The organism is Phenylobacterium sp. Root700 (assembly GCF_001429025.1).
GTDB lineage: Bacteria > Pseudomonadota > Alphaproteobacteria > Caulobacterales > Caulobacteraceae > Phenylobacterium.
This window is the reverse complement of sequence record NZ_LMHT01000035.1, coordinates 19,858-45,999: the sequence shown is the minus strand read 5'-3', so window position 1 is coordinate 45,999 and position 26,142 is coordinate 19,858. Positions and strand designations below refer to the sequence as shown.

Sequence of the window (26,142 nt, the reverse complement as noted above, 5' to 3'; positions counted from 1 at the left end):
GTCTGGGTGAACGGGGCCGCCGGTCAGGCGCCCGCTCAGCGTGCATGGTGCACGGTTTGGCCGTACAGCATAGCTCTGACTCAGCCGTGCGGGTTCTCGAAGATCTGCTCGACGGCCAGGCCGAAGACCGCGGCGATGCGGTAGGCCAGATCTAGGGACGGGTCGTGCTTCTCGGTTTCCAGCGCGTTGACCGCCTGGCGTGAAACACCGAGGCGGCGGCCCAACTCCTCCTGCGTCCAGCCGGCGGCGCTGCGCAGGGCCCGCAAACTGTTGCGCATCAGCGGGAGGTCCGCACGAACGGCGCGATGACGCCGAAGAACGCCCAGAACAGCACGTAGACGAACCAGCCTGGGACGTGCGGGGCCTGGGCGTAGCTCTCCAGGTAACCCCAGGCGCTGAACACCGCCATGGCCAGGCCCGAGGCGATGATGAAGCGTTTGGCGGTCAGGCCGCGAACGTACTCGTCGCTCTCGCGCATCAGGGCCAGGGTCGCCCAGATCTGGCCGGCCACCGGGGCCGCGACCACCAAGCCCAGCGCCCAGGCGCCGGCGCCTTTCAGATCGTCGAACGCGCCGGTGATCGCCGCAATGTTCACGGCCAGATAGCCGCCCATGAAGGCGAGCGTGCGGATCATATAGTTGCGGTGGGGACGGTCCATGGCGCGCCTTCCTGAAATGTAAGGCAAACCTGACATGATCTGAGATGTAAGGTCAACCTGACATTTTGCGCCGCGACAGCAAAACGCCCCGCCCATGATGGGGGACGGGGCGTTCGGCCTTGGTTTTGGACGTGCCCTATTTCTTGCCGAGCATGGCCTTGAGTTCGGCCTGGGTCGCGTTGATCGTGGCCGAGCCGTCGGCGACCGCGAGCTTGTCGGTCTCCACCGCGAAGGTGTCGGCGCCCATCTTGATGGTGGCCACCTGCTTGCCGTTGGGATCAGGCTTCACGGCGGTGACTTCGCCGATCGACGTGCCGGTCTTGTCCTTGACGGTGGCCCCGACGGCGAGGCTCGCCGCCGTCGCGCTGGCGTCCGAGCCCGAGGGGCTGCTGGCGGCCGGCGACGCCTCATCGGCAGGCGGCGCAGGCTGGGCGGAGCTCTGGGCCAGGGCCGGAGCGGAGGTGATCGCTAGAGCCAGGGCCGCGGCCCCGAAGGTGAGAAGTGAGCGCATGAGGTCTCCCGTTACTTGTATGAGGCCTCCCCCGACGCAACCTCAGGGTCTGGGCGCTTTCTGTTCATCAAGGGACCGTGATGGGGCGATATCTTGGCTTGAGCATGGGAAGCCTTGGTCCGTAAGGGATTTTTGGGTTCCAAACGGGGCCGGGCGCCAGCTGTGCAATGGCTGGAGGACGTGATCGTCTAGGGGAGACACGCCATGTTGCGACCTGCGCGGGTGGAGGACGGGCCGGCCCTGGCCGATCCCGCCGAACAGGGAGAGGATGGTCGTGGACCGGCACGTGGGAGGGATCGATGGGGGCGGAGATCGGCGCGGGCCTGGTCGTGGTCAGACTGACCGAGGCCGACGTGGACGAGGCTGTCACGGCCGACGTCGCGGCGCTCATGACGCAACTGGCGCAGAGCCCACGGAGCCTGACGGCGGCCCAGCTGCGCCGGGTTGTTAGCGCCAACGAACTGTTCGTCGCGCGATCCGGGCCGGAGGCCGGCGGGCGCATCGTCGGCACGGCCTGCCTGGTTCCGATGTTCCTACCCCAGGGCGTGAACCTGTTGGTCGAGAGCGTGATCGTCGACGAGGCGCATCGCGGGCAGGGATTGGGCCTGCGGCTGATGTCCGCCGTCCTGCAGGCGGCCGAGCGCTATGGCGCGCGTCAGGTGCGGTTGACGTCGAACCCGTCGCGGGCCGAGGCGCATCGCCTCTACGAAAAGCTTGGCTTCACGGTGGCGCAGACCGCGGTCTTCGACCGGCTGCTTCCGACCGGATCGCCTGAATGAGCGTACTCTATTACGCCCTGGCCGCGGTCGCGGAGATCGCGGGTTGCTTCGCGTTCTGGGCGTGGCTGAGGCTGGATCGCTCAGTGCTGTGGCTCGCCCCTGGGATGGCGTCCCTGGCGCTGTTCGCCTTCCTGCTAACCAAGGTCGACAGCGACGCGGCTGGCCGGGCCTACGCCGCCTATGGCGGGGTCTACATCGTCGCCTCGATCGGTTGGCTGTGGCTTGTGGAGCAGCGGACGCCCGATCGCTGGGACCTGTTGGGCGCGCTGATCTGCCTCGTCGGAGCCGGCGTGATCCTGTTCGCGCCCCGAAGCGCCTGAGGCGCCAAGATTGACAGCCGGGGCAGGTCATCCCTAGCTGGCTCATGGCCTGAGATCGGCATCCGGGACACGCGCCTTCGTGTTCCCCTCCGCGCCCCGCGACGATGGTCGCGCCGGGCCTCCCGATCCCATGCCTTCGAGATCCCGCCCATGAATAATCCATCATCCACCGTGCAGTACCTGGCCCAGGACGACGCAGTCGCCATTCGGCGTATTCACACAAACGACCTTGGCCAGATCGCCCGGTTCGGTTTCACGGTTTCAATCACCGAGCCGCTGACCGATCGCGTTCGGCTGGCGGATAGGTTCGAAGCCGATGGCTTCTGGAGAGACGACGCCGGCGCGCTGGCCATGGTCGAGGTCGCGACCGGGCGCCTGCTGGGCACGACGCAGTTCTATCGCTCCGGCCCCTGCATTCACGGATGTGAGCTGGGCTACATCATCCACGACCCGGCCGACCGAGGGCGGGGATACGCCCCCAGGGCGGTGTCGATGTTCGCGGACCTGTTGTTCGCGGAGCGGCCTGCGGTGCATCGGCTGCAGCTGATGATCGAGGTGTGGAACACGCCGTCGTGGAAGCTGGCTGAGCGCTGCGGCTTCGTCCGCGAGGGACTGTTGCGCAGTTCCGGCCTTGGCGAGGCCGATCCTGGCGACAGCTTCCTCTATGCTCGAACCCGCAGGGACTGGCGTGAGCAACGCGAGACCAAGGTCGGCGGCTAGCCGAGCGGGTTCCTGGCCAGGGTCCGGGTGACGCCGAGGCAGATCAAGGTCTGGCCTGCGAAATAGAGGCCCCAGATGGCCAGGCCGATCCAGGCGGCGTCGACCAGCGGGCCGGCGCGGGCGAAGATCAACAGGTCGGAGACGACGAACATCAACGCCCCTGCGCCGACCAGGGCGCGGGGGAAGCGGCTGGTCCAGGCCATCGCCGCCATGATGGCGAGGCTCATCGAATAGAGCGTGGCCGCCAGGGCCAGGCCGCGGTCGGTGGGCAGCAGGAAGGTCAGCACCCCGGTCGCCGGGACCAGGCAGATCGCCAGCAGCAGTTGGCTGCGGGTCAGCACCGGCCGGCGGTTGCGCAGGTAGAGCCAGATGGCGATCAGATGGCCGATCAGGAAGGCGACCGCGCCGACGGTCAGGCCCGCGGCTTCCAGCAGCATGTCGCCCAGCGCGCCGAAGGCCATCACCGCGCAGATCAGCCAACCGTCGAGATTGCGCGCCAACATTCCGGCGTAGAGCGCCAGCAAGCTCACCCCGGCGCCCTTCCACAGCATGGAGGCGGTGTCGGGAATGGCCATGTCCCAAGAGGCCACATAGCTGACGCCGGCTATCAGGGCGCCGGCCAGCACCAGCAACGGCGCCAGATTTCGCCGATCCATGTCGTTTCTCCCCTGTGGAGCGCGCCGGCTGCGGATCTAAGGCCTCGCAGCGATGCGTTACGCGCTCGACCTGCAATAGAGCCGGCGGCGGGGGAGGGCGGCAAGCCCCTTTGCTACCAGACCTTCCACCAGTTGTCGGAGGCGACCGCGGCGTCGCCGGGACGGACCTCCTGCTGGCCCCAGGAGAAGACCATGAACAGGGTGTGGCTGCGGATCTTCGCCGTGCCGGCCATCCGCGCGCCGAGCGCGATGGGCCGGCCGCTGGCGGTGTCGTAGGCGAAGGCGGAGAACTCGGCGACGCCGGTGCGGTCGCGCCTGGAATAGGCCGAGAGTTCCGGGATCGTGGCGTTGGTCAGATTGGACGAGATCGGCAGGGTCAGCCGCGGAATGCCGACCACCCGCTGCATCTTGTCGATCGAGAGGGCGCCCAGCCGGATTTCCACGACGATGTCGGACTCGGCTTTCGTAGAGCTAAGCGGATTGCCTCGGGCGACCAGGGCCTCGCGAATGGCGCTGGCGGCGTACTCGGCGCCTTCGCCGCGGAAGTTGGAGGTGTCGAGGAAGACCTTGGCATCGGCGGGTAGGGCGAGCGAGAACTGGCCGGCCGCCCGTTCGGCCGCATGGGCGACCAGCAGCTGCTCGGTGGCGGTGCGCGCGGGCGTGGTCTCGTTGGCGCTGGCGCAGGCGGCCAGGACGAGACCGCTGCAGGCGAGCGCGCAATACCCAACTAACTTCACGATATCCCCCGGGCTGTTGCGCAAGCCGGCCAGAGGCTTTGGATTCGCGGCAGCAATGGGGCGAGAGGCGCAATCGGCAACTGCGTGTGAACCGGCGATGCTACACCTTCTCCGCGCAAACCGGGGGGAGTCGCATGCGGTTGATCTTGGCTGTTGTCGTGGGTTTGGCCTGGGCCAGGACGGCGCTCGCCGCGCCGATCCGGATCGAGCTGGTGGAGACGCTGGGCTCGATAGTGGAGTTCCGGGACGGCATGGCGGGCGCACGGTCCGGCCAGGCGCGCAGCGACGCAGCCCTGCTGGTGCGGCGGGCGACCATCGACGAGAAGGGTGTGCCCTCGCTGGCGATCGCGGTGGAGAACCATGGCCAGACGGCGTTCAACCTGACGCCGTCCAGCGTTCGGGTGACCACGCAGACTGGCGAAGCTGTGCCCGTTCACACCTCGCGATGAGGTGAGGGCGGCGGTCGAGGCGCGGGTTCGCGACCGCGCGAAATGGGCGAGGATCGCGGCTGGCATGGCCGGCGCCGGCGCGGCGGCGCGCGACCAGCCCAGAGCGCCGAACCGCCGGGTCATGGAAGGCCCCGAGCGGGTGGAGGCCGAGGCCGCAGCGCTATTCGAAGCGACGCAGAACCTGGGTTTCGTGGCGCAGACGGTTCATCCGGGCGAGAAACACATGACCGACCTGGGGTTGGGCCCTTTGCCCAAGGATGCGACCGAGCTGACGCTGGCCGGTGAAACGCACCAGTTCCCGCTGCGCGTGACACGGTCGCGATAAGGGGATCAACTGGCGCCTCGGTCGCAGCGGCGGCGACAGGTGACCTGAATGACGGCTCAGCAGCAGCGAGACCTCGTGAGCAAGGTGCCCGCCGTTACGCTGGGCTTCTGGCTGATCAAGATTTTGGCGACGACGCTCGGCGAAACCGGCGGCGACACCGTCAGCATGACGATGAATTTGGGCTACCTGGTCGGCACCGGGATATTCCTGGCGATCCTGGTGGGGCTGGTCTGGTGGCAGATCGCGGCCGCCCGTTTCCAGCCGTTGCTCTATTGGGCGACGATCATCGCCTCAACGACGGCGGGGACGACGATGGCGGACTTCGCCACGCGGTCCCTCGGGATCGGCTACGCTGGCGGGTCGGCGCTGCTGTTCGGCTGCGTCATCGCCTCGCTCGCCGTATGGCGCCGGACGCTGGGCTCGGTCTCGGTCGACACCGTCAGCACGCCCAAGGCCGAGGCGTTCTACTGGATCACCATCACGTTCTCCCAGACGCTCGGGACGGCGCTGGGCGACTGGACCGCCGATACCAACGGGCTGGGTTATGTCGGCGCGGCCGTGGTCTTCGGCGCGCTGCTGGCGGCGGTGGCCGGGCTGTATTTCTGGACGAAGACCAACCGCGTGCTGCTGTTCTGGGCCGCGTTCATCCTGACCCGGCCGCTTGGCGCGACGGTGGGCGACTTCCTGGACAAGCCGCTCGATCACGGAGGATTGGCGTTCAGCCGGCCCATCGCCTCGGCCGTGCTGGCGGTGGCCATCGTCATCCTGATCACGGTTCTTCCGCAACGCGCAGGCCAGCACCCGGTAGCCGCCAGAAACGAGGGCTAGACGCTGACGGCGGTTCGGACCCGGCCGGCGTCGCCGAAGATCCGCAGGTAGCGGGCGATCTCGTCAGGGGCGCCGGTGGCCTTCTCGGGATTGTCCGACAGCTTCACGGCCGGCCGGCCGTTGGCGCTGGTGACCTTGCAGACCAGCGAGATCGGATCGAGTTCGTCGCCGCCGTCGAGCATGCAGCCCTTGAAGTCGTTGGTCAGGTTGGTGCCCCAACCGAAACTGGTGCGGACGCGGCCGGAGAAATGGCGATGCGCCTGCTCGATGCTGTCGATGTCCATGCCGTCCGAGAAGACCAGCAACCTGGAGCGCGGATCAACGCCCTTGCTCTTCCACCAGGCGATGATCTCCTCGCCGCCCTCGATCGGTGGAGCGGAGTCCGGGCGAAAACCGGTCCAGTCGGCGACCCAGTCCGGCGCGCCCTTCAGGAAGGCCGAGGTGCCATAGGCGTCGGGCAGGACGACCAGTAGATTACCGCCATAGGTCCGCCGCCATTCATCGAGCACCCGATAGGGGACTTGGCGTATCTCGTCCTCGCTGTCGGCCAGCGCCGCGGCGACCATGGGCAGCTCGTGGGCGTTGGTGCCGATCGCCTCGAGGTCGTTGTTCATCGCCAGCAACACGTTCGACGTGCCGAGCAGGGCGTCGCCCAGGCCCTCCTTCAGGGCCTCCACGCACCAGGCCTGCCAGAGGAAGGAGTGACGCCGCCGGGTGCCGAAGTCCGAGAGAGCGAGGTTCTCCAGCTTCCGCAGGCGCTCGACCTTGCCCCACAGCTTGGCCTTGGCGCGGGCGTAGAGGACGTCGAGCGCGAAGCGGCCTTGGCCCTTCAGCGCCGCACGGGTGCGCAGTTCGTTGACGATGGCCAGGGCGGGGATCTCCCACATGGTGGTGTGGGTCCAGGGGCCGTTGAAATGCAGCTCGTACTGGCCGTCGTTCTTGGCGAGTTCGTACTCAGGGAGCCGGAAGTCGCGCAACCAGGCGATGAAGGCCGGCTTGAACATCTGGGTCTTGCCGTAGAACGTGTTGCCGGCCAGCCAGATCAATTCCTTGTTGGTGAAGGAGAGCGTTCGGGCGTGATCGAGATGCGCGCGCAGCTCGGCCTCGTCGACGATGTCGGCCAAGCGGATGCGGCGCCTACGGTTGATCAATGAGAACGTCGCCTGGACGTCCGGGTGCAGCGACCAGATCTGCTGCAGCATCAGCAGCTTGTAGAAATCGGTGTCGAGCAGGCTGCGGACGATCGGGTCCAGCCGCCAGCCATGATTGTAGGTGCGCGTCGCGATGTCGGTCAGGGCCATAGCGCGACTACAGCATGGGCGGCCGAGATTTGCAGCCGTCCCCGAGCTTGGCCGTCGCTCAACCTGACGACGGCGATTGGGGCGTAGGCGATGGCTCTACCGCGGCGGAATGGAGCCCGACGGTCCCCAACAGGGTTTCGATGTCCATGCACTGATCTGATCGATGATGACGGGCGACGGCGTGCTTTGATCGCAACGAGAAGGCAAGCACTGCTGTAGATTCTCAGGATCGGCATCGTCGAAGCTCTGCCATATAGAAGGAACTTTAGATAAAACCTTAAGTGATCGTTCGGTCCCAACCGGATTGGTAGAGGTTTGAAACCTTTTCACGTTCTAGTCGCAATCTTTAAACCTTTGGATGAATGCTTCGAATATTCAACCTTCTGAAATGCAAAAACAAACGGTGCTACACGAATCCACTTGCGATGAATTGTCGCGGGTGATTGATGTGTGGTTAACGGACCCTCCAATCGCTCGGGTACGTGGATGCAATCGCCGAGCCTCTCTACGGTGACGCGGACTGACTCGGCCCTTTGGGGTTACGGGCTATGCAGAAATATCTCATCTCCGCCATCGTGGCGGCGACGGCTCTCTCTGCCGCTCCGGCTAGCGCTGCGACCGTATTGTCGTGGACCGACGCCCAGATCGGTGTGGCGAACCAAGTTGATTTCAATGGTATTGTTGGTGGCGTTGTGACCGCCGGCCTGACCGGTCAGGTGACATACACGTTGCAGTCGATCGGCGGCGGCGGTGACACCTGGGTGTTCGGATATTCCGTGCTCAACACCTCGAGTGCGCCAATAGACGCCTCGCGCATCTCGATCTTCGGCTTCGACGTGACGCCCGATATCCTGTCGTCGACCTCGACAGGGACCTATGACACCTGGAGCAGCGGCAATGTCGCCCAACTGGGCTTCCGCGAGGCCTGCTACTCCGCTGTGAATTGCGGCGGTGGCGCCGGCGTTGGAGCGCTCCTGGGCGGTCCGGCGCTGACAGGCACCTTCTCCCTGGTCTTTGCGGCGGATCAGACGAGCCTTTCGCTTGAGAACCTGTTCGTTCGCTATCAGTCGATCAACTCCGAGGCGCTCGGCCTCAACGGTGGCTCCGGCGCTGGCGTGCCCACCACCGTTGTCCCTGAGCCTGCGACCTGGGCGATGATGATCATCGGCTTTGGAGCGGCCGGAGCGATGATCCGCAGAGCGCGGCGCGAGAAACTCGCCGTCATCTGATCGACGACCCGCCGAGCACGGACGAGGACGCCGCCGATCCGCAAGGGTCTGCGGCGTTTTCGTTTCAGGCGCTGCGTGGGCGGGCTGGCAGGTCGCCCATGGCCAAGGACCCGTCCGGCGCGAGTTCGGCGACGCGGCGGCCCCGCTCCCACAGTTCCGCCGAGCAGGGTCGGAAGCGGGCGGCGATGAAGCGATCGATCGCCTCGGCGTCGCTTTCGCACTCCATGGCCTCGCCCAAGCGGAGCCGGCGGCCTTCCAGCAAGTAGATCTGATAGTTCGCCATGACGATCCGTCCAGATCACGTGTGACGGCTAGCTGAGTAAGATGTGTGGCGGCTTACGCCAGGCGCCAGATGGCGGGGCTTCAAGCTCGCGTGAGTGGCGGGGTCGCTGGCGCTATAAGGGGGCATGCACCAGATCCGTACAGAGGTTGTGATTCCCGCATCGCCCGATGAGATCTGGGCGGTGCTGGCCGATTTCTCGCGCTATCCCGATTGGAACCCGTTGAACCTGCAAGCCCGTGGCGAGGCGCGGTTGGGCGCGCGGGTGCCGATGGTGTTCCGCAATCTGGCGCTCGGTGGCGACGCCGTGGTGCGGCAGACGGTGCGGATCGTCGCCGCCGAGCCGGGGCGGGAACTGGCCTGGGCGGGGCACGTGCCGCTCCTGTTCGCCGGCCGGCATGGCTTCTTGCTGACGCCCCGGGGCCGAGAGACGCATGTACTGCATACTGAGATCCTAGGAGGCCTGCTGGCGCGGACCTGGAGTAGGGACAAAATCGCGCGCGATTTTGTCCCGGCGTATGAGGCGGTGAACGTCGCCCTGGCCGCGCGGGTCGCCGCCCTCATCTGACCCCTATCGCTGGGCGCGTTTCTGATAGAGACTCGCAATCGTATGACGCGGGCGATCTATCTGTTTCTGGGCTTGGGGTTCACCGCGTTAGGCGTGGTTGGGGCGTTCCTGCCGTTGATGCCGACCACGGTGTTTCTGATCGTGGCGGCCGCCTGCTTCGCCAGGTCCTCGCCGAGGCTTGAGGCCTGGATCCTCGATCACAAGACCTTCGGGCCGTTGGTCCGAGGCTGGCGCGATAACGGCGCCATTCCTCGCAAGGCCAAGATCATGGCCTGCGCCGGGATGGCGGGAGGATTCGTGGTGTTCTTTGTCGGCGCCCATCCCAGGCCTTGGCTCGCTCTGGCGGTGGCCGCCGGCCTGGGCGCTTGCGCGGCCTTCGTCGTCTCTAGGCCGAGCGCGCCGCAATAAGCGCGTCTATGCCGTCCAGGATCCGGGCGAGACCAAATTCGAACCCCTGATTGGGATCGGAGCTCGCGGCGCGGACGACGCCCGCGACATAGGCGTCCAGCAGGTCGAGCGCCTGGCTCTTCTCCAGGTCCGACAGTTCAAGACCGTCCATCACCCTCAAGCCTTGCTCGTGCCGGGTGGTTCGGTTCGGACCGTAGACGGCGTCGGAAATCTCGAGCAGCCACGGATGACGCAGTTGGATTTCGCGGTCGGCCCGGGCCAGGGCGGCGAGGCGATCGCGCGGCGGGGAGGTCGGCGAAAAGTCGGGCAGCGGCTCGCCATAGACATGATCGAACATCAACTCGATCAGTTCGGCCTTGTTGGGGACGTAGGTGTAAAGCGTCATCGCCCCCACTCCCAGCCGCGCGGCGACCGGCCGCATGGCGACGGCGGCGAGGCCTTCTTCATCGGCCAGGGCGACGGCTGCGGCGGCCAGCGCCTTTGTAGTGAGGCGCGGCTTGGGGCCGCGACGGGCGGGCGAGGGCGTCTGTCCGGTCCAGGCCCGGTCAGGGCTGGGTTGATGGTGAAGATCGGTGGCCATCCGCAGAGGCTAACGCAGGCGCCCCGTTGAGGCTGAATCGGCGTAGGCGTTCCCTGTCGGACTTGATATTCCGACCGCATCGAAGGCGGAGGCGATCATGGCCGAACCAAAGGGCAAGCGAGACTTTCGCGACAATCCGCGACTGGATGTCCGCGAGCGCCACGAGGTGGCGTTCTGGGCCAAGCGTTGGGGCGTGACCGCCGACCAGGTCGTGGCCGCGCACCGCAAGGTCGGTCACAACGTCAAGGACATCGCCGCCGAACTCGGCAAGCGGAAGTGATCGACCCCTGCTGACCGATCCATTCTTCTACGCCGTAGCTATTCCGGCGGTGATCCTGCTTGGCCTGGCCAAGGGCGGGTTCTCCGGCATTGGGGTGATCGCCGTGCCGTTGATGGCGCTCAGCGTCTCGCCGGTGCTGGCCGCCTCGATCACCCTGCCGATCCTGATCGTGCAGGACGTGGTCAGCGTCTGGAGCTTCCGCAAGACCTGGGACCGGCGTGTCCTGATGGTGCTGCTGCCCAGCGCCGCGCTCGGCATCGGGCTGGGGTTTTCGCTGGCGGCGTTCGTAAAGCCCGGTGCGGTGGAGCTGGCCGTGGGCGCGATCTCCGTCGTCTTCGCCATTCAGCGGCTGTGGGTCGAACGAGCGACAGCGCCGGTCGCCGAGGCGCGGGCCGAGGGCGTGCCGTGGCGGGGCGTGCTGGCCGGCGTGGCGGCGGGCTTCACCAGTCAGATCGCGCACGCCGGCGGCCCGCCGTTCCAGATCTATGTGATGCCCAAGAAGCTGCCGCGTGACGTGTTCATCGGCACCGGCGCGATCTTCTTCGCCGTGGTCAACTGGATGAAGGTCCCGGCCTATTGGGGTTTGGGGCAGTTCACACGCGAGAGCCTGTCGACGGCGGCTGTGCTGTTGCCGCTGGCCATCGCCTCGACCTGGGCGGGCGTTTGGCTGGTGCGGCGCGTGCCGGCCGCGGGCTTCTACAAGATCGTCTACGCTCTGCTGATCGTGGTCGGCGGCAAGCTGGCCTGGGACGGGGCGGCGTCGCTGCTTGGATAAGGCCTCAAGAGCGCCCATATCGTGGTGCTAAGCTTGAGCTGCAGTGGAGCGTCGAACATGCGGACATCATCGAAGACGATGGCGGCGGGGATCATCGCCCTGGCCATGGCCGCAGGCGGCGCTCAGGCCCAGGAAGCCATGACGACGGCCGGCGCCACCGGCGCGCCGCTGCCCGATCTCGCCGCCGTCGACGCCACGGCGACACAGCCGCCGCCGGTTGCGGCCGCCACGCCGGAAGACACCTCCGTCCAGATCCAGCGCTGGTTCGCCGAGAGCCCGAGGGCCGCCGAAGACGAGGATGGTCAACTGCTGGACCTGCGCCGCGACAGCCAGGTGCATGGCGAGGTCGGCGTGTCGATCGGGACGGGCGGCTATCGCAGCGCCTATGTCACCAGCGTCATGCCGCTGGGCAAAAACGGAACCCTGGCTCTCAGCTTTGGCCAGGAAAAGAACGGCCGCAGCTATTACGGTGGCCCCTACGGTTATCGCTACGGCGGTCCGCCGGTGGGCTACGGGCCTCCTGGTTACGGCCCAGGCTACGGAACGGTCTGGTAGACGCCTGATCGAACTTCAGTTCTGACGAGAAGGGCCCGCGCTCGCCGCGGGCCCTTTTTCGTGGGCTCAGCGCCGCCAGGCGTCGGCCAGGGCCAGGAAGCCTTCGATGTCGATGGTCTCGGCGCGGGCTTCCGGTGGGACGCCGGCCGCCTCGCAGAGCGCCTCGCCGCCGAGAACCTTGAGGCTGGAGCGCAGCATCTTGCGACGCTGGCCAAAGGCGGCCGCGGTGATCGTCTGCAGCGCGTCGAGGCGAGCGGGGTCCGGACGCTCGGCCAGCGGCGTCAGGCGTACCACGGCCGAGGTCACCTTCGGCGGCGGGGTGAAGGCGCGGGCCGGGACATCCATCACCACCTGAGCGTGGCTGGTGGCCTGGGCGATCACCGACAGCCGGCCGTAGGCGTCGGAGCCAGGTTCTGCCGCCACGCGATCTGCCACTTCCTTCTGGAACATCAAGGTCATGGAGGCCGGGGTGAATGGCCCGGTCAGCCACTTGATCAACAGCGGCGTGCCGACATTGTAGGGCAGGTTGGAGACCATATGGGCCGGTTGGCCGGCGGCCACGGCGGCCTCGTCAGTGGTCAGGGCGTCTTCCAGCCGCAGGGTCAGGGCGCCGCCGGACGCAGCCGACAGCTCCTCCAGCAGGGGGGCGAAGCGCGGATCGGCTTCGACGGCTGTGACCCGGGCGCCGGTCTCCAGCAGGGCGCGGGTCAGGCCGCCGGGGCCGGGCCCGACCTCGATCACGTGGTCGCCTGGTCCGACCTGCGCCAGACGCGCGATCTTGCGGGTGATGTTGAGATCGAGGAGGAAGTGCTGGCCAAAGCTCTTCTTGGCCAGAAGGCCGTGCTCGGCGAGGGTGTCGCGCAGGGGCGGGAGCTGGTCGAGGGTCATCGCGCTTGCGAATAGCAGGCTCGGAGCCTCCGCCATAGAGACCACGGAACAGCTTAAGGCTCGCTTCACCGCCAAGGGATAGAATCAGGACCTCTTTCGCAGGATGAGGCGATCGTGACGATAGCTCCCATCCAGGGACCTTTGACGCCGCAGGTGACGATCCCGGTGACGCCGGTGCGTCCCGTCATCCCCGTGGTCCGGGCCTCGACCCCGTCCGTGGAGATCGGCGCCGGGCAGATCGCGGCCCAGGTGTTGGCCGAGACCGCCCAGGGCGCGGCCGCCCGCCAGGGTGGGCTCGCGCCCCTGATGGCCAACCTTGTCCAGGCGGCGGGCAACCAGGCCCTGCCGACGCCGGTCCGCTCCGCCGCGGCCCAGGTCTTGGCCCAGGCCAGTCCGGCGAGCGCCGGCGTGACGGCCGGCGACATCGCCAAGGCCTTCACGCGATCAGGCCTTTTCCTCGAAGCCCATCTCGCCGCCGCGCCCCAAACCTCGCCGGTCGGGCACGATATGAAGGCGGGGCTGTTGGTTCTGCAGCAGGCGTTGTCGGCCTGGCTCGCCGGCGCCCCACGGGCTCCGGCGGGGCGCAATCTGGCCAAGACCCCGCCGCCGCCTTATCGGGCCGGATCGACACGGGCCCAGCCCAGCGCCACGCCGAGTCTTCCGGCCGACGCCACGCCCAGCGCCGTCGGCCAACGGCTGATGGCCGAAACCAAGGCCGCGATGGCCCGCCAGGAGCTGTTGCAGATCGCCTCGCTTCCGGGGCCATCTGAGGAGGCGGCGGAGGCGCAGATCACGCGTTGGATGTTCGAAATGCCCTTCACGACCCCGCAGGGGGCCAGTGTGGCGCAGTTCGAGATCAGCCGCGACGCTCGCGGCGCGGGCGCCCAGGCGGCGGCCTGGAGGGTCGCCTTCTCGCTCGATATCGAACCGCTGGGGCCGATCCACGCGCGGATCTCGCTGGTCGGCGACCAAGCGGCCGTCAATCTATGGGCCGAGCGCGAGACGGCGCTGGCCCGGCTGCGCGATGATCAGGAAATGCTGGGCGCGGCCCTGGGGCGGGCGAACTTCCGCGCCGAGATCGCGGTGCACTCGGGCGCGCCGCCGACCGCCGAGCCGCACGCGGGTCAGCTGGTGGATCAGGCCTCATGAGCACGCCGGGCAAGCGACCTGTCGCCGTCGCCCTGACCTATGACGCGCCCAATGCTCCGCGCGTGGTGGCCAGCGGGCGCGGGCTGATCGGCCAGAAGATTATCGAGACGGCGCAGGTTCACGGCGTGCCGATCGAGAAGAACGCCGTCCTAGCCGAGGCGCTGTCGACCATCGAACTGGAGACGGAGATCCCCGAACGGCTCTATGTGGCGGTGGCCGAAATTCTGGCCTTCGTCCTGCGGGCGGCGGAGGACAAGCGGCCCGGTTAGAGCGGAGCGCCAGACATGTACGCCATCCTATGCGCGACGCCGGAGGAATTGGCGGCGCTGAAGACCGCGCTCCACACCGATCCTGAACCGCAGATCCATGGGCCGACCACGGTCTGGACGGGAACCCATGACGGCGAACCGATTGTTGTCGCCCTGGCCGGGATCGGCAAGGTCAACGCCGCGGCGGCGGCGACCGTGCTGCTGGCGACCTTCGGCGCGCGGGCGCTGGTTTTCGCGGGCGTGGCCGGCGGTTTGAACCCGAAGTTTCCGGTCGGTTCGGTCCTGCTCGGCGAGCGGCTGGCGATCCACGACTACGGTGTGATTTCGGGCCGGAGCTTCACGCCGACGGCCTACGGCGTCATTCCCATCGGCGCGCCGCGACTGACCGAGCTGACGGCGGTCTCGGCGCCTGTACGCGAAGTGCTGGCGCGGTTGGGCGAACGGGTGGCGGGGAGACTGGACGCGCCGCCGCACCTCGGGGGAATCATCACCGCGGACTATTTCCTCAACTGCGCCGAGACCCGCGATGAGTTGCACGCCGCGTTCGGGGCCGACGCTATCGACATGGAATCCGGCGCGGTGGCGCAGGTGGCGCAGGCCTGGGGGGCGGAGCTCTATGTGATCCGAACGCTGTCGGACCTGGCCGGCGAGGACAGCCACCTGACCTATGACCAGATGGTCGGAATGGCGGCGCGAAACTCGGCGCTATGCGTCGCGGCGCTGCTGGAAATCCTGGGCGAGGCTCGGCGGATCGCTACCTGACTTCCACCAGCTCGACCTCTGCGCCTGCGACAGTGGCGACATCGCCGACCGTCTTGCCCATCAGGGCGCGGGCTAGGGGCGAGTTGTAGGAGACCGAGCCCTTGGCGGGATCGGCCTCGTCCTCGCCGACGATGGCGAAGGCCTGGCGGCGGCCATCCTCGCGCTCGAAGGTGACGGTCCGGCCGAACTGGACGGTGTCGAGGGCCAGGTCCGGCTCGATGAGCTGGGCGCTGGCGCGGCGAGCCGCGTAGTAGCGCAGGTCGCGGGTGGCCCGCGCCATGGCCGTGCGGTCGACGCCGGCGTCGCCGCTGGCCTGGGCGGCGCTATAGGCCGCGCGCGCCTTGGCGAGTTCTTCCTCGATCTGGGCGAGGCCATGGGCCGTGACCAAGTTCGGATGCGGAGAGATCGGACGATCGGGCAGATCGGCGGCGGCCGACTCGCTGTCCTGTTCCTTGGTGAAGGCGACGCTCATGGACCTATCTTCTCAGGTCGAGAGTGTCATGAATACGTCGTAGCGCAGGGTCTTCCCCACAATCTGATGTGAAGGCTTGCGCAGGCCGGGCATGGGCGGGCCTTTGCGCGGCCATTTCAGCACCACCCGTTTGCGGGCGCAGGCCAGCGCGGCCTGCATCAGCTCCAACTGGTCAGGATCGGTTCCAACCAGTTCGCGCAGGATGCGCATGTCCTTCTTCACCAGGGCGGTGGAGGTCCGCTCTGGGTGCATCGGATCGACGATGACCACATCGGGCGAGAGGTCCTTCAGGAGCTCGCGGGCGTCGCCGTGCAGCAGGGTCATGCGCGCGACCGCCTCGACAATGGCTGGGTCGTCGCTGGAGGCCGCGGCGTCCAGGCCGGCGCGGAGGCGAGCGTAAACCTGGGGCGAGCGTTCGATCAACGTCACCTGCGCGCCGAGCGAGGCGAGCAGGAAGGCGTCACGGCCCAGGCCAGCTGTGGCGTCGACCACGCTCGGCGTCACTCCGCCGGCGAAGCCCGCGGCGCGCGGCAGGTCCTGTCCGCGCCCGCCGCCGAACCGGAAGCGATGGCCCACGGCGCCGCCGACGAAGTCGATCGTCAGGTCCTGGGACAACTCGTCAGGGGACTGGGGCAGGGCGGCGGTTCCTGTGGCGCAGGCCGCCTATCTCGCCCATGGACCGCCGCGCGGCAAGCGCTCAGCCGGTCAGCGACTCCACGGCGTGGGCCACGGACATCCAGGCCGGGGTGGCGCTGATCGGGACGACGAGGATCTGTTGGCAGAGCAGGATCACTCCGCCGACCAGATAGACCGGGTGCGGCCGGCCACGGGTCCGCCAGTCGTAGATGATGGCGGCGACCAGCAACAGGTCGACGGTCAGGCCGGGCGGGACCGAGAGGAACACCGGCGGCGGGCCGATCACGCCCGGCGGGGTCAGGGCAGTGGCGAACAGCCGGGCCATGGCGGCCTGCATCAGCGGCAGCATCGCCAGGATCATCAGCCGCTTGTGGAGCTCGGGGCGCCGGTTCTGGGCGATGGCGGTGGCGAAGAATCCGGCGAACACCACCAGGGCGCTGAGGGAGACGATGGAGAAACGGCGGGCCTGGTCGGCCATGCCGATGGCTTCAGCCGCCTTGATCGAGTTGATCGCCGCCAGGACGACGGTGAAGCCCATGGCGGTGGCCAACGCGATCCCCGCCATGCCCCAGGCCCGATGATCGAGCACGCGGCCGGTGGCCACCAGGGTGGTCTGCACTAAGAAAAACAGCGTCCAGGTGAAGAACAGCGTCCCATGGATGTGAAGGATCGGCGCGCCGGTGAAGGACCCGGTGGCCAGCTTCGCCCAATAGGTCGGGATGAAGCCCCCAAACGCGATCAGGACAAAGGCGAAGGACATGCCAACATAGAACCAGCGCGTTCGGCTCCTCACCGTATCCAGTGTCGCAGCAACCATGGCCTCGCCCCTCGTCAACTCGAATGACGATGTTATCTCAAGGGCGAGGCGTAGCCAATGTCGGGACGCCGGTTGTTCGACCAAGCCGGTCTACGGCGCGTTGAACCAGCTTCGACGCGACGCCGTCCATTCGTCGACGACCTGTTCGAGGACCGCCAAGGGCATGGAGCCGCCGAGCAGGACCACGTCGTGGAAGCCCTTGAGATCGAACTTCGGTCCCAGGGCTGTGCGGGCCTTGGTGCGCAGGCGGTCGATTTCGGTGTGGCCGATCTTGTAGCCGCAGGCCTGGCCCGGCCAGACGACGTAGCGGTCGATCTCGTTCTCGGCCGCGCCCTTCGGCAGGCCGACGGTGTCGAGCATGTAGGCCACGGCCTTCTCGCGGCTCCAGCCCTGGGCGTGCATGCCGGTGTCCAGCACGATGCGGGCGGCGCGGTAGAGGAAGGACTGCAGGTAGCCGATCTTCCCGGCCGGATAGGCGTCGTACATGCCAAGTTCGTCGCCGAGTTGCTCGGCATAGAGCCCCCAGCCTTCGCCATAGGCCGTGAAGCCGATGTTCTTGAACAGCATGGGCGAGGCGCCCGCCTCCAGGACCAGCGCGCCGTGGAAGAGATGGCCCGGAACCGCCTCGTGGTAGGTGAGGGTGGGCAGCGCCCACTTGGCCCAGTCGGCGGTGTCACGAAGATTGATGTAGAACGTGCCGGGCCGGGTTCCGTCCAGCGAGCCGCTCTCGGCGTAGCCGCGCGGTGCGCCCAGTTCGATCGCGGGCGGGACGCGGCGGATCTCCATGCCGGACTTGGGGATGGTGTTGAAGACGCGGGGCGCGGCGGCTTTCACCGCGGCCATCTGATGATTGAGCTCGGCCAGCAGCTCTTGGCGGCCAGCGTCGGTGTTCGGATAGAGCTGGGCCGGATCCTTGGCGAAGGCGGTGAGGCGCGCGCCGACCGAACCTTGGGTGAGGCCTTGCGCCTTCAGCAGCGGATCAAGTCGGGCGGTCAGGTCGGCGACCTGGGCCAGGCCGATCTTGTGCGCCTCGTCGGGGCTGAGGTTGGTCGTGGTGTGGAAGCGCAGGGCGTAGGCGTAGAAGTCGCCGCCCTGGGGCAGGCGCGACACGGTGGCGTCGTGGACGGCGGTCCTGCGGTGTTCGGTGAGCAGGGCGATCTGTTGAGCCAGGCTGGCGGCCACGGGGCCATCGACGATGGCGGCGGCGCGGGTCGCCCAGTCGGTCCCCAGACCCTTGGCGGCGGCGCGCCGACCCAGCGAGGCGGCGAGGCCCGAGGTCTGGCCCTTCTGCCCCGCCAGCGCCTTGAGCTGAGCCAGCGCCTTGTCGAGGATGAAGTCGGGCGGGACCACGCCGCTGGCGGCGTCGGTCTTGGCGCGGGCGGTCTCGTCGCCCAGCGCCTTGGCGAAGTCGGTAAGGCGGGCGAGATAGGCCTCACAGTCAGCCTTGGTCTCGATGACGTGCTTGGTGTCGAGCCCGTCGGGAACCTTCTGATAGGCTCCGGTGAGCTGGCTCAGCACATAGGGCACCGGGTAGTCGTAGGAATCGACGCCGACATAGGGGAAGGCCGCGGCCTCGGCGCAGCGGTCGGCATACCAGGCGACCGTCTCGTGCTCATTGACGCTGCGCCCGGTCAGGCCGCTGCGAGGAATGGCGCGAAGCTTGGCGCGGGCGTCGATCAGCGGCTGGAAGGATCCCAGCCGGCCGGCGGGCGAGCGGTCTCCGATCCGCGACTTGAGGGCCGCGCGCGGCCCCTTGTCGAGGCCCAGGCCCGTGGCGTTGAGCGGATCGGCGACGAGCATGCCCTCGAAGATCTCGTCATAGATCTTCAGCGCCTGGGCGAGTTCCGGCGACACCATCTGACGATCGGCGGCCTGGGCGCGGCCCAGCAGGCCAAGACCGGCGACGCTGGCGGACGCGGCGAGCAGGTGGCGGCGATTGAGCATGTGGAACTCCCCCTTCAAGACCGGGGCAAAAGCGCATGACGCGCGAGAGTCGGCAAGATGGGCGCGCGACGCCTCAGATGCGGCGGGCCGCGATCTCGTGGGCCATGCGGATCGCGGCGATCAGGCTGTCGGGACGGGCCAGACCGCGCCCGGCGATGTCGAAGGCGGTGCCATGATCGGGCGAGGTGCGAATGATCGGCAGGCCGAGCGTGAGGTTCACGCCGCCCCAGAAGTCCAGCATCTTGACCGGGATCAGGGCCTGATCGTGATACATGCAGACCACGGCGTCGAACTTGGCGCGGGCGGATTCATGGAACAGGCTGTCGGCCGGGGTCGGACCGTTGGCGTCGACCCCGAGCTCGCGCAGCGCCGCGACCGCAGGGACGATGATCTCGACATCTTCGCGACCGATCGAGCCAACTTCCCCGGCGTGCGGGTTGAAGCCGGCGACGGCGATCCGCGGGGCGTCGATCCCGAAATCGCTGCGCAGCGCCTGGGCGGTGACGACGCCGGCATTGACGATCTTGTCGACCGACAACAGAGCGCCGACCTTCGACAGCGGCTCGTGCACGGTGACCAGGGTCGTGCGCAGACCCTCGACGGCCAGCATCATGATCGGACCGCGTGCGCCCTGGTAGTTGGCGCTGGCGGTGAGCTCACCCAGGAATTCGGTGTGACCGGGGAACTGGAAACCCGCCGCGTACAGCGGAGCCTTGGCGATCGGCGCGGTGACCAGGCCGCTGACGGCGCCCGACAGCGCCAGGCCGACGCCGGTTTCGATCCAGCGGATGATGGCTGGAGCCGCCGCCGATGACGGCTGGCCGGCGACGACAGGACTACGCAGCGGAATATCGATGACCGGCAGCGCCTCGCCGAACACCTCGGCGCCTTGCTTGGGGGTGGTCACCCGGCGAACCAGGTGCGTTCCCGAGCCGGAGGCCGAGGCCAGGGCCTGAAAGTCGCCGACCACGACAAAGGCCGGACCCGCCGCCCGTAGTTGGTTCCAGGCCTTGAAGATGATTTCAGGGCCGATCCCAGCAGGATCGCCCAGGGTCAGGGCGAGGGGCGTCACTTGGTCTCGATCGTCGCCGAGTTCCTGAGGTCGCGCATGTAGCGTCGGGCGATCATGCTGAGTTGTTGACCAAACAGGCGGCTCTCGATCTGCTCGGCCGTGACCTGTTCGGCGCCGGCGGCCCGTTTGGAACAGACGGCCAGGACGTGGAGGCCGGCGGCGGTGCGGATCGGCTCGGAAAGTTGGCCGGGCTGCAGGGTTTCGGCGGCCTGACGGAAGGCGGGCGACAGGTCCTTGATTTCGGCCTCGCCCAGGTCGCCGGCGACGACGCCGGTGACGCCAGCGGCCTTGGCTTCAAGGTCGCCGCAGCCGGTGACTTGGCCGCGCAGGGTGTTGAGGGTGGCGGTCGCCGCGGCGACCTGATCGGCCGTGGCGTTCTGCGGCAGGGCCAGGGCGGCCTGCTTCAGGTTGACCACCGAGGCAGTGGCGCCCGAACGCTTTTCACGCAGATAGATGATGTAGACGCCGTCACGGACCTGGATCGGCTGCGACAGCTGGCCGGGGCGCATCTGCTCGAGGGCGGCGTCCACTTCAGGCGCCATTTCGCCGCTGCTGATCCAGCCGGCGTCGCCGCCGTTGGCCGCGGTCGCCGAGGCGGAAAACTGCCGGGCGACGGCGGGGAAGGGCGCGCCCTGCTGCATCTGGTTGATGAGCTGGGCGGCTCCGGTCATCGCCGTTTCCATGCCGCCGACGCGGTTGGCGTCGAGGAAGACTTCGCTGATCTGGTATTGAGGCTTGGAGGCGGCGGCTTCCATGCGCTGCTGCGCGGCCTTGACCTGATCCTCGCCGACCCGCAGGCGCGAACCGTAGCGGCCCCGGATCCAGCGTTGCCAGCTGACCTGAGCGCGGATCTGTTCCTTCAGGGTGCCGACGCCGATGCCTTGGCCCTGAAGCGAGGCCACGAACTGGTCGGCGGTCATGTTGTTGTTCTTCGCCATGTCGGCGATTTCTTCGTTCAGCTCATCGTCGGTGGCGACGATGGACATCTTCTGATCGCGCTCCTGGCGGCGGAGCTCCTGGAGCTGGAGCCGCTCGTCGACCAAGGAGATCAGCGCTTCACGTTGAAATTGCGCGATGTTTTGCTGGGTCGGCTGGATGCCTGAGGTGGCGATCAGCAGACGCATCCGCTGGGCCAGGTCGTAGGTCGAAATGATCTGGTCGTTGACCACGGCGGCCACGGACTCGCTCAGGCCCTGCGGGGCGGCGGGCGCAGCGGGCGCGGCGACGGCGGCGGGTTGCTCGGCGGGAGCCTGCGCCCAGGCATAGGGCGGCGCGGCTGCAGCGGCGAAGGCTGCGGCCAAGACGACGCCGCGCGCCGCGAGGCCCGTGACTTTACGCGCGCGGTTCATGGGTGAGGTCTTCCTTAGCGTATAGCCGTAGCGGGCGACCGCCAGGCGGTCGCGGTTTTCAGTTGGCATATATCGGTTCGCCTAATGTGGCGAGGGTTAGGCGGACCGTGAAGGACGCCGACGGGCCGAGGCGGCCGCGCAGCGTATCCTCCTTGCGATAGATGAAATCGATACGGGTGCAATCGTCCCGATAGAACACTCCGAGGTCACGAATGACCCAGGCGTTCTCGACCATATCGCGGTTGCCGTAGGCGGTGACGCCCCAGTTCTTGGTCACGTTGATCTGGCCGCCGAGATCGAGGTTCTCGACCTTGTTGTTGTTCGGGTTGGCCCGGTCGCGCAGGTAGCGGACGTAGCCGTTGCCCCACTTGTTGTAGATGTTGGCGCCCATTTCGGCGCGGGCCACTTCAAGATTGTCGGCGTCGAGCCGCGCGCGGGTGAAGAACGACAGGCCGCGTACGGGTTCGGCGGTGGCCGCCACGATCCAGTCGGACGCCTTGGGCCGCAGACCGCTCTGTTCGGCGAACACGTCGTTGGCTTGGGTGCGCAGCGAGCGACCGACCAGCAGGCTGGCCCTGCGGCCGTCGTCCCACAGGATCGAGGCGCGGGCCCCGACATTGGCGCGCAGGCCGTCCTCGTAGAGGTCGTAGCCCGGGAATTTGTTGGCTCGGAACAGGTTGGTGTCGTCGAACTCGAAGGCGATCGAATCTTCGTTCAGGTAGACGAGGTCGCCGATGGCGTTGCGGCCCAATTCGATCTGCTTGACGTCCGGGGATGCAGCGATCTGAACCAGAGGTTCAAGTATCGCCGTGAAGTCCTTGAAACGACGGAAGAATGGGTAGCTGACATCAGCTCCCGCGACGGCCATGGCGCGGGTCATGCTGTCCGACCGCGAGGCCGTCCCCACCATGCCGGCGAAGTTGTCGTCGACCGAATAGGCGTCAAGCCGCGCCTGGATATAGGGCGACACCCGAATGCCGGCGGCGCTGGTGTAGGTGGTGCGCCAGTCGAGCTCGCCCGTGGCGCGCCGGCTGTCGAGACCGTCGAGGTGGAGCGGAGGCGCGCCGACCGGCGACTGGTCACGGGTCAGGGCGATGGCGCTGCCACGCACGCGCAGGCGGCCACCCATGATCTTCGGATCGGCTTCCCAGCGCGCCTCGATCAAGGGGGCGGCGATCGGGAAGGTTCGGTCGTTGTCCTCGGGGCGGAGCCCCTGAATGGTGAAGGCCGCGACCGAGAAGTAGGACTTCTGGTCCTGGCGGATGGCGTAGAGCTGGCTGATCAGTCGCCGGTCGTCGGCGACGTAGGGGCCGCGGTTCTCGTAGACGCCGCCAATGTCGTACTTGTCGAACAGCAGGTCGTCGGAGGTGCGCTCGGCGGTGAAGCCCCAGCGCCAGTCCTGATTGATCGCGAAGGCGCCGGAGGCCAGGACGTAGCTGCGCGAGGTCGTGTCGTTGATCGTCTGGCCGGGCGCCGCCGCGATGTCCTTGTCGTAGGTGTAGCCAAAGCGGGCGTCGACGGCGCCGGAATAGAAGCGCTTACGGAATTGTCCGTTGAGAAGCGGGTTAACTTTCGTGTTGATTTGAGGACTTAGCGTCAAATCTGAATGTGGCGAGAGCACGAACAGGTAGGGCTGTTCGTAGGACAGGCCGCGCCGCTCGGAGACCGAAATTTCCGGCGGGAGCAGGCCCGACTTGCGCTTGGCCTGGGGATCGGGGTGCCAGAAGACCGGCAGATAAACCAGCGGCACGCCCATGATCTGAACCACGGCGTTGCGGTAGTAGATGAGCTGACGATCCTTATCCTGCACCACGCGGTCGGCCTTGATCGACCAGGTCGGCGCTTTCGGCGTCGTCCCGTCCGGGGCGCAGATAGGGCACGGGGTGTAGATCGCTCGGTTGAGCTCGTTGATCTTGTCGTTGCGATGGACGGCGCTGGCGGCGGCCATCTTGATGTTCTGCGGCAGGCGAGCCGAGAAGCCCGTCGCCACGCCGGCCTTCATCTGATCGTCCAGGGCGATTTCATCGGCGTACTCGACCGAGCCGTCGGCGTTGATGATCGAGGTGTCGCCCTGGGCGCGCATGGTGCCCTTGGTCTCGTCATAGACCAGCTCGTTGGCGCGCAGCGTCCTGCCCTGATAGCGGACCTCAACATCGCCCTTCGCCGTGGTGACCTTGTTCTTGTCATCACGGATGACGAGATCGGCCTCCATGTAGAGCTGACCCTCGGCCAGACCGTCGGGAGAGGGCGCGGCGACGCGCGCGGTTTCCTGGGCCAGGGCGCTATGCGCCCCGCCGACGAGGACCACGAGGGCGACGCCTGCAAGCAGGCCGCGCTTGGCCGAGGCTGAACGCCTGCCGAAACTCATGAAGTTCAGGATCCCCTCAACGCGGTTCGAGCCGGATGCATAGCCGGCTGCGCCAGCGATTCAACCGTCTTCGGTGTAGCAGAGCAGCGCAAGTCCCGACAGCAGCGCGACGACTGGCGGCGCCCAGGCCGCCGCAAACAGCGGAATGATGTCGGCGTCGGCCAGGGCGCCGGAGAATTCGTTGAAGAAGAACACGACGAAACCAAGGCCGACGCCGGCCCCGGCAAGGCCCGCCAGGCCCCCAAGTCGGGCCAATCGCAACGAGAACGCCGCCGCCAGGATCGACATGGCCGCGAACAGCACCGGCGTCGCCAGCAGCTGCTGGAATCGCAGGCGGTAGCCGCCGGCCGAAAAACCGGCCTGTTCGGTCAGCCGAATAGCGTCGGGCAACCGCCAGAAAGATACCGAGTCGGGGGCCGCGAAGCGCTCCATGGCCGACTCGGCGTCCAGGGTGGAGCGGATCGACAGCGAGTCGGAGCGCACCGAGCTTTCGCCCGCCGCGGCTTCGCGCACGTCGGTGAGCTTCCAGTAGCCCGGATAGAGCTGGGCCTCGGCGGCCTCCAACCGGCGCTTGAACTCCGGGATGCCCTGCTTGTTCTTCTGATAGACGAACAGCGAAACGGCCTTCAGCCGCACGCGTCCTTCGGCGGTGTCGCGCTGCTTGGCGTGGATCACCATCTGGGTGCGGTCATCGCCCTGACGCAGCCAGACCTCTTTCGGCGCGTCGGTGAGGTAGTTCTCCATCAGGTTCGCGCGGTCGGACTCGTACTTGGCGCTGAAGCTGGCGGCGAGCGGGTTAAGCACCGTCACGGTGAGCACGCCGATCAGGAAGGCCGCGCCGGCCGAGGGCAGGATGAACCGCCAGGCCGAGATCCCGGCGGCGCGCATGGCCACCAGCTCCGAGCGGCGATTGAGCCCGACATAGGCCCCGATACCGCCGAACAGGAACACGAAGGGCAGCAGCAGCAGCACGATCGAGGGGGTCTGCAGCAGGGTCAGCATGAAGAGCTGGGCCACGCCGACATCGGCCCTGACCGCGACCTCCCGCGAGAGGTTCACGAACGAGACCAGGATGATGACGGCGCAGATCACCGCCAGCGCCGCGCCGACGCTGGCCATCGTCCGGCCCATGACATAGCGCTCGAGCTTACCGGCCCCGATCATACGGCGGCCTCGGAGGCGCGGCTGATTCGGTGCGGTTTGAGCCGCATGTCGATGAAGCGGGACACCTTCTCGCGGAAGATGCTGCGCAGCGCGAAATAGGTCGCCAGGACCGGGACCGCGTACTGCAGGAGGTTCAGCCAGGCGGCTTCCTCGGCGGCGGCCTGCACTACGAAGCCCAGGATGCGGACGCCGACGGCGATTGCGCTCATCACCGCGATACGGCGGCCATAGCCCATGCGGCTGAAGCCGCCACCGATGATCGCGGTCAGCGCCATGGCCATCAGGGCGACGTTGTACAGCGGGCTGGAGATGCGGCTGTGGCCCTCGGCCATCAGCTTCAGGCGGTTACGCTTCTCCCAATCCTGGGTGAGATCGGGGAACAGCAGCTCGTGGAGATAGCGGTCCGAGGGCTTGTAGTGGATCAGCTCGTTGGAGCTCATGAACGGCGACAGGTCGTAGGGATAGTCGTCGAAGGTGAGGAAGTTCAGCACGTCGGTCTCGCTGAACTCCTGCATCGAGCCCTTGTGCATGACCAGCACCGGGCGGTCGCCGCGCTTCTCCAGCCGGCCTTCGTCGGCGGTGTAGGTGGTGGCCGAGCTGCCGCTCTTTTCCTGGTGGATGAAGAGGTTGTGGATCAGGCCGGTGGCGTCCACGGACTGGGCGTAGACCGTCAGCCCCGGGGCAGGATTGGTGAACTCGCCCTCGCGTATCAGCGTCGAGGCCAGATCGGTGCGGACGCTGAACAGCGTCTGGCGCATCTCGCGCGCCGCCATCGGCTGGATCCAGAGGTTCACCGCCAAGGCCAGGATCATGATCATGCCGGCCAGGCGCAGGGCCGGCGCGATCACCCGCCAGCGGCTCATGCCGCCCGCGAAACAGACCACGATCTCCTGCTCGGTGTGCAGACGATTGAGCGCGACCAGCGCGGCTACGAACACCGCGATAGGCAGCACCATGTTCAGCAGCTGCGGCATCGCCAGCAGCGTGACCTTGGCGAAGACCAAGGCGCTCTGGCGTTGGCTGACGATGATGTCGAGCGCCGAAAGGCTCTGACTCAGCAAGGCGACAGCGGTCAGCGCCGCCGTGGCCAGCACGGTCGGTCCCAAGAGCTGGCGGAGCAGGTAGCGATCGATCAGGTGCATGCAGATTTTTTAGGATTCACTCGGGGATTTTGCGCGCCCCGAACGTGATCCTGCTCTAAATCATGCGTCGCCGCGTCACACAACCGCCGCCGGTGCGGGGAACTTGATCAGGTCGTGGTCGCCGATGCGACCAAGCCCGGTCAACCAATGG

Annotated in this window: 33 protein-coding genes; 15 read left to right on the top strand and 18 right to left on the bottom strand. The window is 67.3% G+C overall.

What is annotated here, in order from left to right; genetic code table 11:
* Nucleotides 1-80: 80 nt before the first annotated feature.
* The 3 genes from ASE02_RS19935 to ASE02_RS19925 all read right to left on the bottom strand — a co-directional run bounded on the left by ASE02_RS19935 (nt 81) and on the right by ASE02_RS19925 (nt 1,169).
* Nucleotides 81-278, bottom strand: coding sequence for a helix-turn-helix transcriptional regulator (locus ASE02_RS19935; RefSeq protein ID WP_056736713.1), 198 nt, complete (start codon nt 276-278; stop codon nt 81-83).
* The gene (locus tag ASE02_RS19930) at nt 278-658 is read right to left on the bottom strand and encodes a hypothetical protein (RefSeq protein ID WP_056736711.1); all 381 of its coding nucleotides are present in this window, start codon (nt 656-658) and stop codon (nt 278-280) included. Before ASE02_RS19930 ends, ASE02_RS19935 begins: the two co-directional genes overlap by 1 nt.
* Nucleotides 659-794: 136 nt before the next feature.
* Nucleotides 795-1,169, bottom strand: a complete 375-nt coding sequence (locus ASE02_RS19925; protein ID WP_056736709.1) for a hypothetical protein — start codon at nt 1,167-1,169, stop codon at nt 795-797.
* Between the two features lie 299 nt (nt 1,170-1,468).
* Here ASE02_RS19925 and ASE02_RS19920 point away from each other — a divergent pair, with 299 nt between their 5' ends.
* From ASE02_RS19920 to ASE02_RS19910, 3 genes are all read left to right on the top strand, one after another.
* Nucleotides 1,469-1,948, top strand: a complete 480-nt coding sequence (locus ASE02_RS19920) for a GNAT family N-acetyltransferase (protein ID WP_056736707.1) — start codon at nt 1,469-1,471, stop codon at nt 1,946-1,948.
* Nucleotides 1,945-2,268, top strand: coding sequence for a YnfA family protein (locus tag ASE02_RS19915; protein WP_056736705.1), 324 nt, complete (start codon nt 1,945-1,947; stop codon nt 2,266-2,268). The genes ASE02_RS19920 and ASE02_RS19915 overlap by 4 nt, the downstream gene beginning before the upstream one ends.
* Nucleotides 2,269-2,418: 150 nt before the next feature.
* Nucleotides 2,419-2,988, top strand: coding sequence for a GNAT family N-acetyltransferase (locus ASE02_RS19910; protein ID WP_082602231.1), 570 nt, complete (start codon nt 2,419-2,421; stop codon nt 2,986-2,988).
* On the opposite strand, the gene ASE02_RS19905 is transcribed toward ASE02_RS19910, so the two are convergent.
* Together ASE02_RS19905 and ASE02_RS19900 are read right to left on the bottom strand one after the other, a co-directional pair.
* On the bottom strand, nt 2,985-3,644 hold the full coding sequence (locus ASE02_RS19905) for a lysoplasmalogenase family protein (RefSeq protein ID WP_056736701.1): 660 nt from the start codon (nt 3,642-3,644) through the stop codon (nt 2,985-2,987). The two genes, ASE02_RS19910 and ASE02_RS19905, sit on opposite strands and share 4 nt — an antisense overlap.
* 113 nt (nt 3,645-3,757) lie before the next feature.
* On the bottom strand, nt 3,758-4,381 hold the full coding sequence (locus ASE02_RS19900; protein ID WP_056737396.1) for a DUF6655 family protein: 624 nt from the start codon (nt 4,379-4,381) through the stop codon (nt 3,758-3,760).
* Nucleotides 4,382-4,515: 134 nt separating this feature from the next.
* Between ASE02_RS19900 and ASE02_RS19895 the strand changes: the two genes are divergently transcribed.
* The 3 genes from ASE02_RS19895 (at nt 4,516) to ASE02_RS19885 (ending at nt 5,983) form a co-directional block, all read left to right on the top strand.
* Nucleotides 4,516-4,830 carry a hypothetical protein gene (locus tag ASE02_RS19895; RefSeq protein WP_056736698.1) on the top strand — a complete coding sequence of 105 codons (315 nt, stop codon included), beginning with the start codon at nt 4,516-4,518 and terminating at the stop codon, nt 4,828-4,830.
* A gap of 64 nt (nt 4,831-4,894) precedes the next feature.
* Nucleotides 4,895-5,155: a hypothetical protein gene (locus ASE02_RS19890; protein WP_156406152.1), complete on the top strand. Its 261-nt coding sequence runs from the start codon at nt 4,895-4,897 to the stop codon at nt 5,153-5,155.
* Nucleotides 5,156-5,230: 75 nt separating this feature from the next.
* Nucleotides 5,231-5,983, top strand: coding sequence for a hypothetical protein (locus tag ASE02_RS19885; RefSeq protein ID WP_235536771.1), 753 nt, complete (start codon nt 5,231-5,233; stop codon nt 5,981-5,983).
* Here the strand turns inward: ASE02_RS19885 and pncB are convergent.
* A complete protein-coding gene (gene pncB, locus ASE02_RS19880) occupies nt 5,980-7,284 on the bottom strand; it encodes a nicotinate phosphoribosyltransferase (protein WP_056736692.1) in 1,305 nt (434 codons plus the stop codon). The genes ASE02_RS19885 and pncB overlap by 4 nt on opposite strands.
* Nucleotides 7,285-7,832: 548 nt before the next feature.
* On the opposite strand from pncB, the gene ASE02_RS19875 reads away from it, so the two are divergent.
* Nucleotides 7,833-8,513, top strand: coding sequence for a cistern family PEP-CTERM protein (locus ASE02_RS19875; RefSeq protein WP_082602230.1), 681 nt, complete (start codon nt 7,833-7,835; stop codon nt 8,511-8,513).
* Nucleotides 8,514-8,577: 64 nt separating this feature from the next.
* On the opposite strand, the gene ASE02_RS19870 is transcribed toward ASE02_RS19875, so the two are convergent.
* Complete coding sequence (locus tag ASE02_RS19870; RefSeq protein WP_056736688.1) at nt 8,578-8,796, bottom strand: hypothetical protein; 219 nt, start codon at nt 8,794-8,796, stop codon at nt 8,578-8,580.
* A 124-nt stretch (nt 8,797-8,920) separates the two neighbouring features.
* Between ASE02_RS19870 and ASE02_RS19865 the strand changes: the two genes are divergently transcribed.
* A complete protein-coding gene (locus tag ASE02_RS19865) occupies nt 8,921-9,361 on the top strand; it encodes an SRPBCC domain-containing protein (protein WP_056736686.1) in 441 nt (146 codons plus the stop codon).
* Nucleotides 9,362-9,403: 42 nt separating this feature from the next.
* Entirely contained in the window at nt 9,404-9,769 is a 366-nt protein-coding gene (locus ASE02_RS19860; RefSeq protein ID WP_056736684.1) for a YbaN family protein, read from the top strand.
* Here ASE02_RS19860 and ASE02_RS19855 read toward each other — a convergent pair.
* On the bottom strand, nt 9,747-10,349 hold the full coding sequence (locus tag ASE02_RS19855; protein WP_056736682.1) for a TetR/AcrR family transcriptional regulator: 603 nt from the start codon (nt 10,347-10,349) through the stop codon (nt 9,747-9,749). The two genes, ASE02_RS19860 and ASE02_RS19855, sit on opposite strands and share 23 nt — an antisense overlap.
* Nucleotides 10,350-10,446: 97 nt before the next feature.
* On the opposite strand from ASE02_RS19855, the gene ASE02_RS19850 reads away from it, so the two are divergent.
* From ASE02_RS19850 to ASE02_RS19840, 3 genes are read left to right on the top strand one after another with little or no spacing between them, the layout of a single operon-like run.
* On the top strand, nt 10,447-10,629 hold the full coding sequence (locus ASE02_RS19850; protein WP_056736680.1) for a DUF3606 domain-containing protein: 183 nt from the start codon (nt 10,447-10,449) through the stop codon (nt 10,627-10,629).
* A 7-nt stretch (nt 10,630-10,636) separates the two neighbouring features.
* A complete protein-coding gene (locus ASE02_RS19845; protein ID WP_056736678.1) occupies nt 10,637-11,404 on the top strand; it encodes a sulfite exporter TauE/SafE family protein in 768 nt (255 codons plus the stop codon).
* 57 nt (nt 11,405-11,461) lie between these two features.
* On the top strand, nt 11,462-11,959 hold the full coding sequence (locus ASE02_RS19840; RefSeq protein ID WP_156406151.1) for a hypothetical protein: 498 nt from the start codon (nt 11,462-11,464) through the stop codon (nt 11,957-11,959).
* 66 nt (nt 11,960-12,025) lie between these two features.
* Here the strand turns inward: ASE02_RS19840 and rsmA are convergent, their stop codons facing one another.
* The gene (gene rsmA / locus ASE02_RS19835; RefSeq protein ID WP_056736674.1) at nt 12,026-12,847 is read right to left on the bottom strand and encodes a 16S rRNA (adenine(1518)-N(6)/adenine(1519)-N(6))-dimethyltransferase RsmA; all 822 of its coding nucleotides are present in this window, start codon (nt 12,845-12,847) and stop codon (nt 12,026-12,028) included.
* A gap of 114 nt (nt 12,848-12,961) precedes the next feature.
* Here rsmA and ASE02_RS19830 point away from each other — a divergent pair, with 114 nt between their 5' ends.
* Genes ASE02_RS19830 through mtnN form a run of 3 tightly spaced genes read left to right on the top strand, consistent with a single transcriptional unit; the run spans nt 12,962 to nt 15,027 of the window.
* Nucleotides 12,962-13,996 (top strand): flagellar hook-length control protein FliK, encoded by a 1,035-nt coding sequence (locus ASE02_RS19830; protein WP_156406150.1) that lies wholly within the window; start codon nt 12,962-12,964, stop codon nt 13,994-13,996.
* On the top strand, nt 13,993-14,265 hold the full coding sequence (locus tag ASE02_RS19825) for an EscU/YscU/HrcU family type III secretion system export apparatus switch protein (protein WP_056736669.1): 273 nt from the start codon (nt 13,993-13,995) through the stop codon (nt 14,263-14,265). Before ASE02_RS19830 ends, ASE02_RS19825 begins: the two co-directional genes overlap by 4 nt.
* 15 nt (nt 14,266-14,280) lie before the next feature.
* Nucleotides 14,281-15,027 carry a 5'-methylthioadenosine/S-adenosylhomocysteine nucleosidase gene (gene mtnN, locus ASE02_RS19820; RefSeq protein WP_056736668.1) on the top strand — a complete coding sequence of 249 codons (747 nt, stop codon included), beginning with the start codon at nt 14,281-14,283 and terminating at the stop codon, nt 15,025-15,027.
* Here the strand turns inward: mtnN and greA are convergent.
* From greA to lptF, 9 genes are all read right to left on the bottom strand, one after another.
* On the bottom strand, nt 15,020-15,499 hold the full coding sequence (greA, locus tag ASE02_RS19815; RefSeq protein WP_056736666.1) for a transcription elongation factor GreA: 480 nt from the start codon (nt 15,497-15,499) through the stop codon (nt 15,020-15,022). The genes mtnN and greA overlap by 8 nt on opposite strands.
* Before the next feature lie 12 nt (nt 15,500-15,511).
* Nucleotides 15,512-16,114 (bottom strand): class I SAM-dependent methyltransferase, encoded by a 603-nt coding sequence (locus tag ASE02_RS19810; RefSeq protein WP_056736665.1) that lies wholly within the window; start codon nt 16,112-16,114, stop codon nt 15,512-15,514.
* A gap of 82 nt (nt 16,115-16,196) precedes the next feature.
* Nucleotides 16,197-16,895, bottom strand: a complete 699-nt coding sequence (locus ASE02_RS19805) for a hypothetical protein (protein ID WP_235536770.1) — start codon at nt 16,893-16,895, stop codon at nt 16,197-16,199.
* Between the two features lie 147 nt (nt 16,896-17,042).
* A complete protein-coding gene (locus ASE02_RS19800; RefSeq protein ID WP_056736662.1) occupies nt 17,043-18,896 on the bottom strand; it encodes a DUF885 family protein in 1,854 nt (617 codons plus the stop codon).
* Between the two features lie 73 nt (nt 18,897-18,969).
* Nucleotides 18,970-19,968, bottom strand: a complete 999-nt coding sequence (gene pdxA, locus ASE02_RS19795; RefSeq protein ID WP_056736660.1) for a 4-hydroxythreonine-4-phosphate dehydrogenase PdxA — start codon at nt 19,966-19,968, stop codon at nt 18,970-18,972.
* Nucleotides 19,965-21,317 carry a peptidylprolyl isomerase gene (locus tag ASE02_RS19790; protein ID WP_056736658.1) on the bottom strand — a complete coding sequence of 451 codons (1,353 nt, stop codon included), beginning with the start codon at nt 21,315-21,317 and terminating at the stop codon, nt 19,965-19,967. The genes pdxA and ASE02_RS19790 overlap by 4 nt, the downstream gene beginning before the upstream one ends.
* A gap of 58 nt (nt 21,318-21,375) precedes the next feature.
* Entirely contained in the window at nt 21,376-23,685 is a 2,310-nt protein-coding gene (locus ASE02_RS19785) for an LPS-assembly protein LptD (RefSeq protein WP_056736656.1), read from the bottom strand.
* A gap of 60 nt (nt 23,686-23,745) precedes the next feature.
* Entirely contained in the window at nt 23,746-24,849 is a 1,104-nt protein-coding gene (lptG, locus tag ASE02_RS19780; protein ID WP_056736654.1) for an LPS export ABC transporter permease LptG, read from the bottom strand.
* Nucleotides 24,846-25,991: an LPS export ABC transporter permease LptF gene (lptF, locus tag ASE02_RS19775; RefSeq protein ID WP_056736652.1), complete on the bottom strand. Its 1,146-nt coding sequence runs from the start codon at nt 25,989-25,991 to the stop codon at nt 24,846-24,848. Before lptF ends, lptG begins: the two co-directional genes overlap by 4 nt.
* Nucleotides 25,992-26,142: the final 151 nt, after the last annotated feature.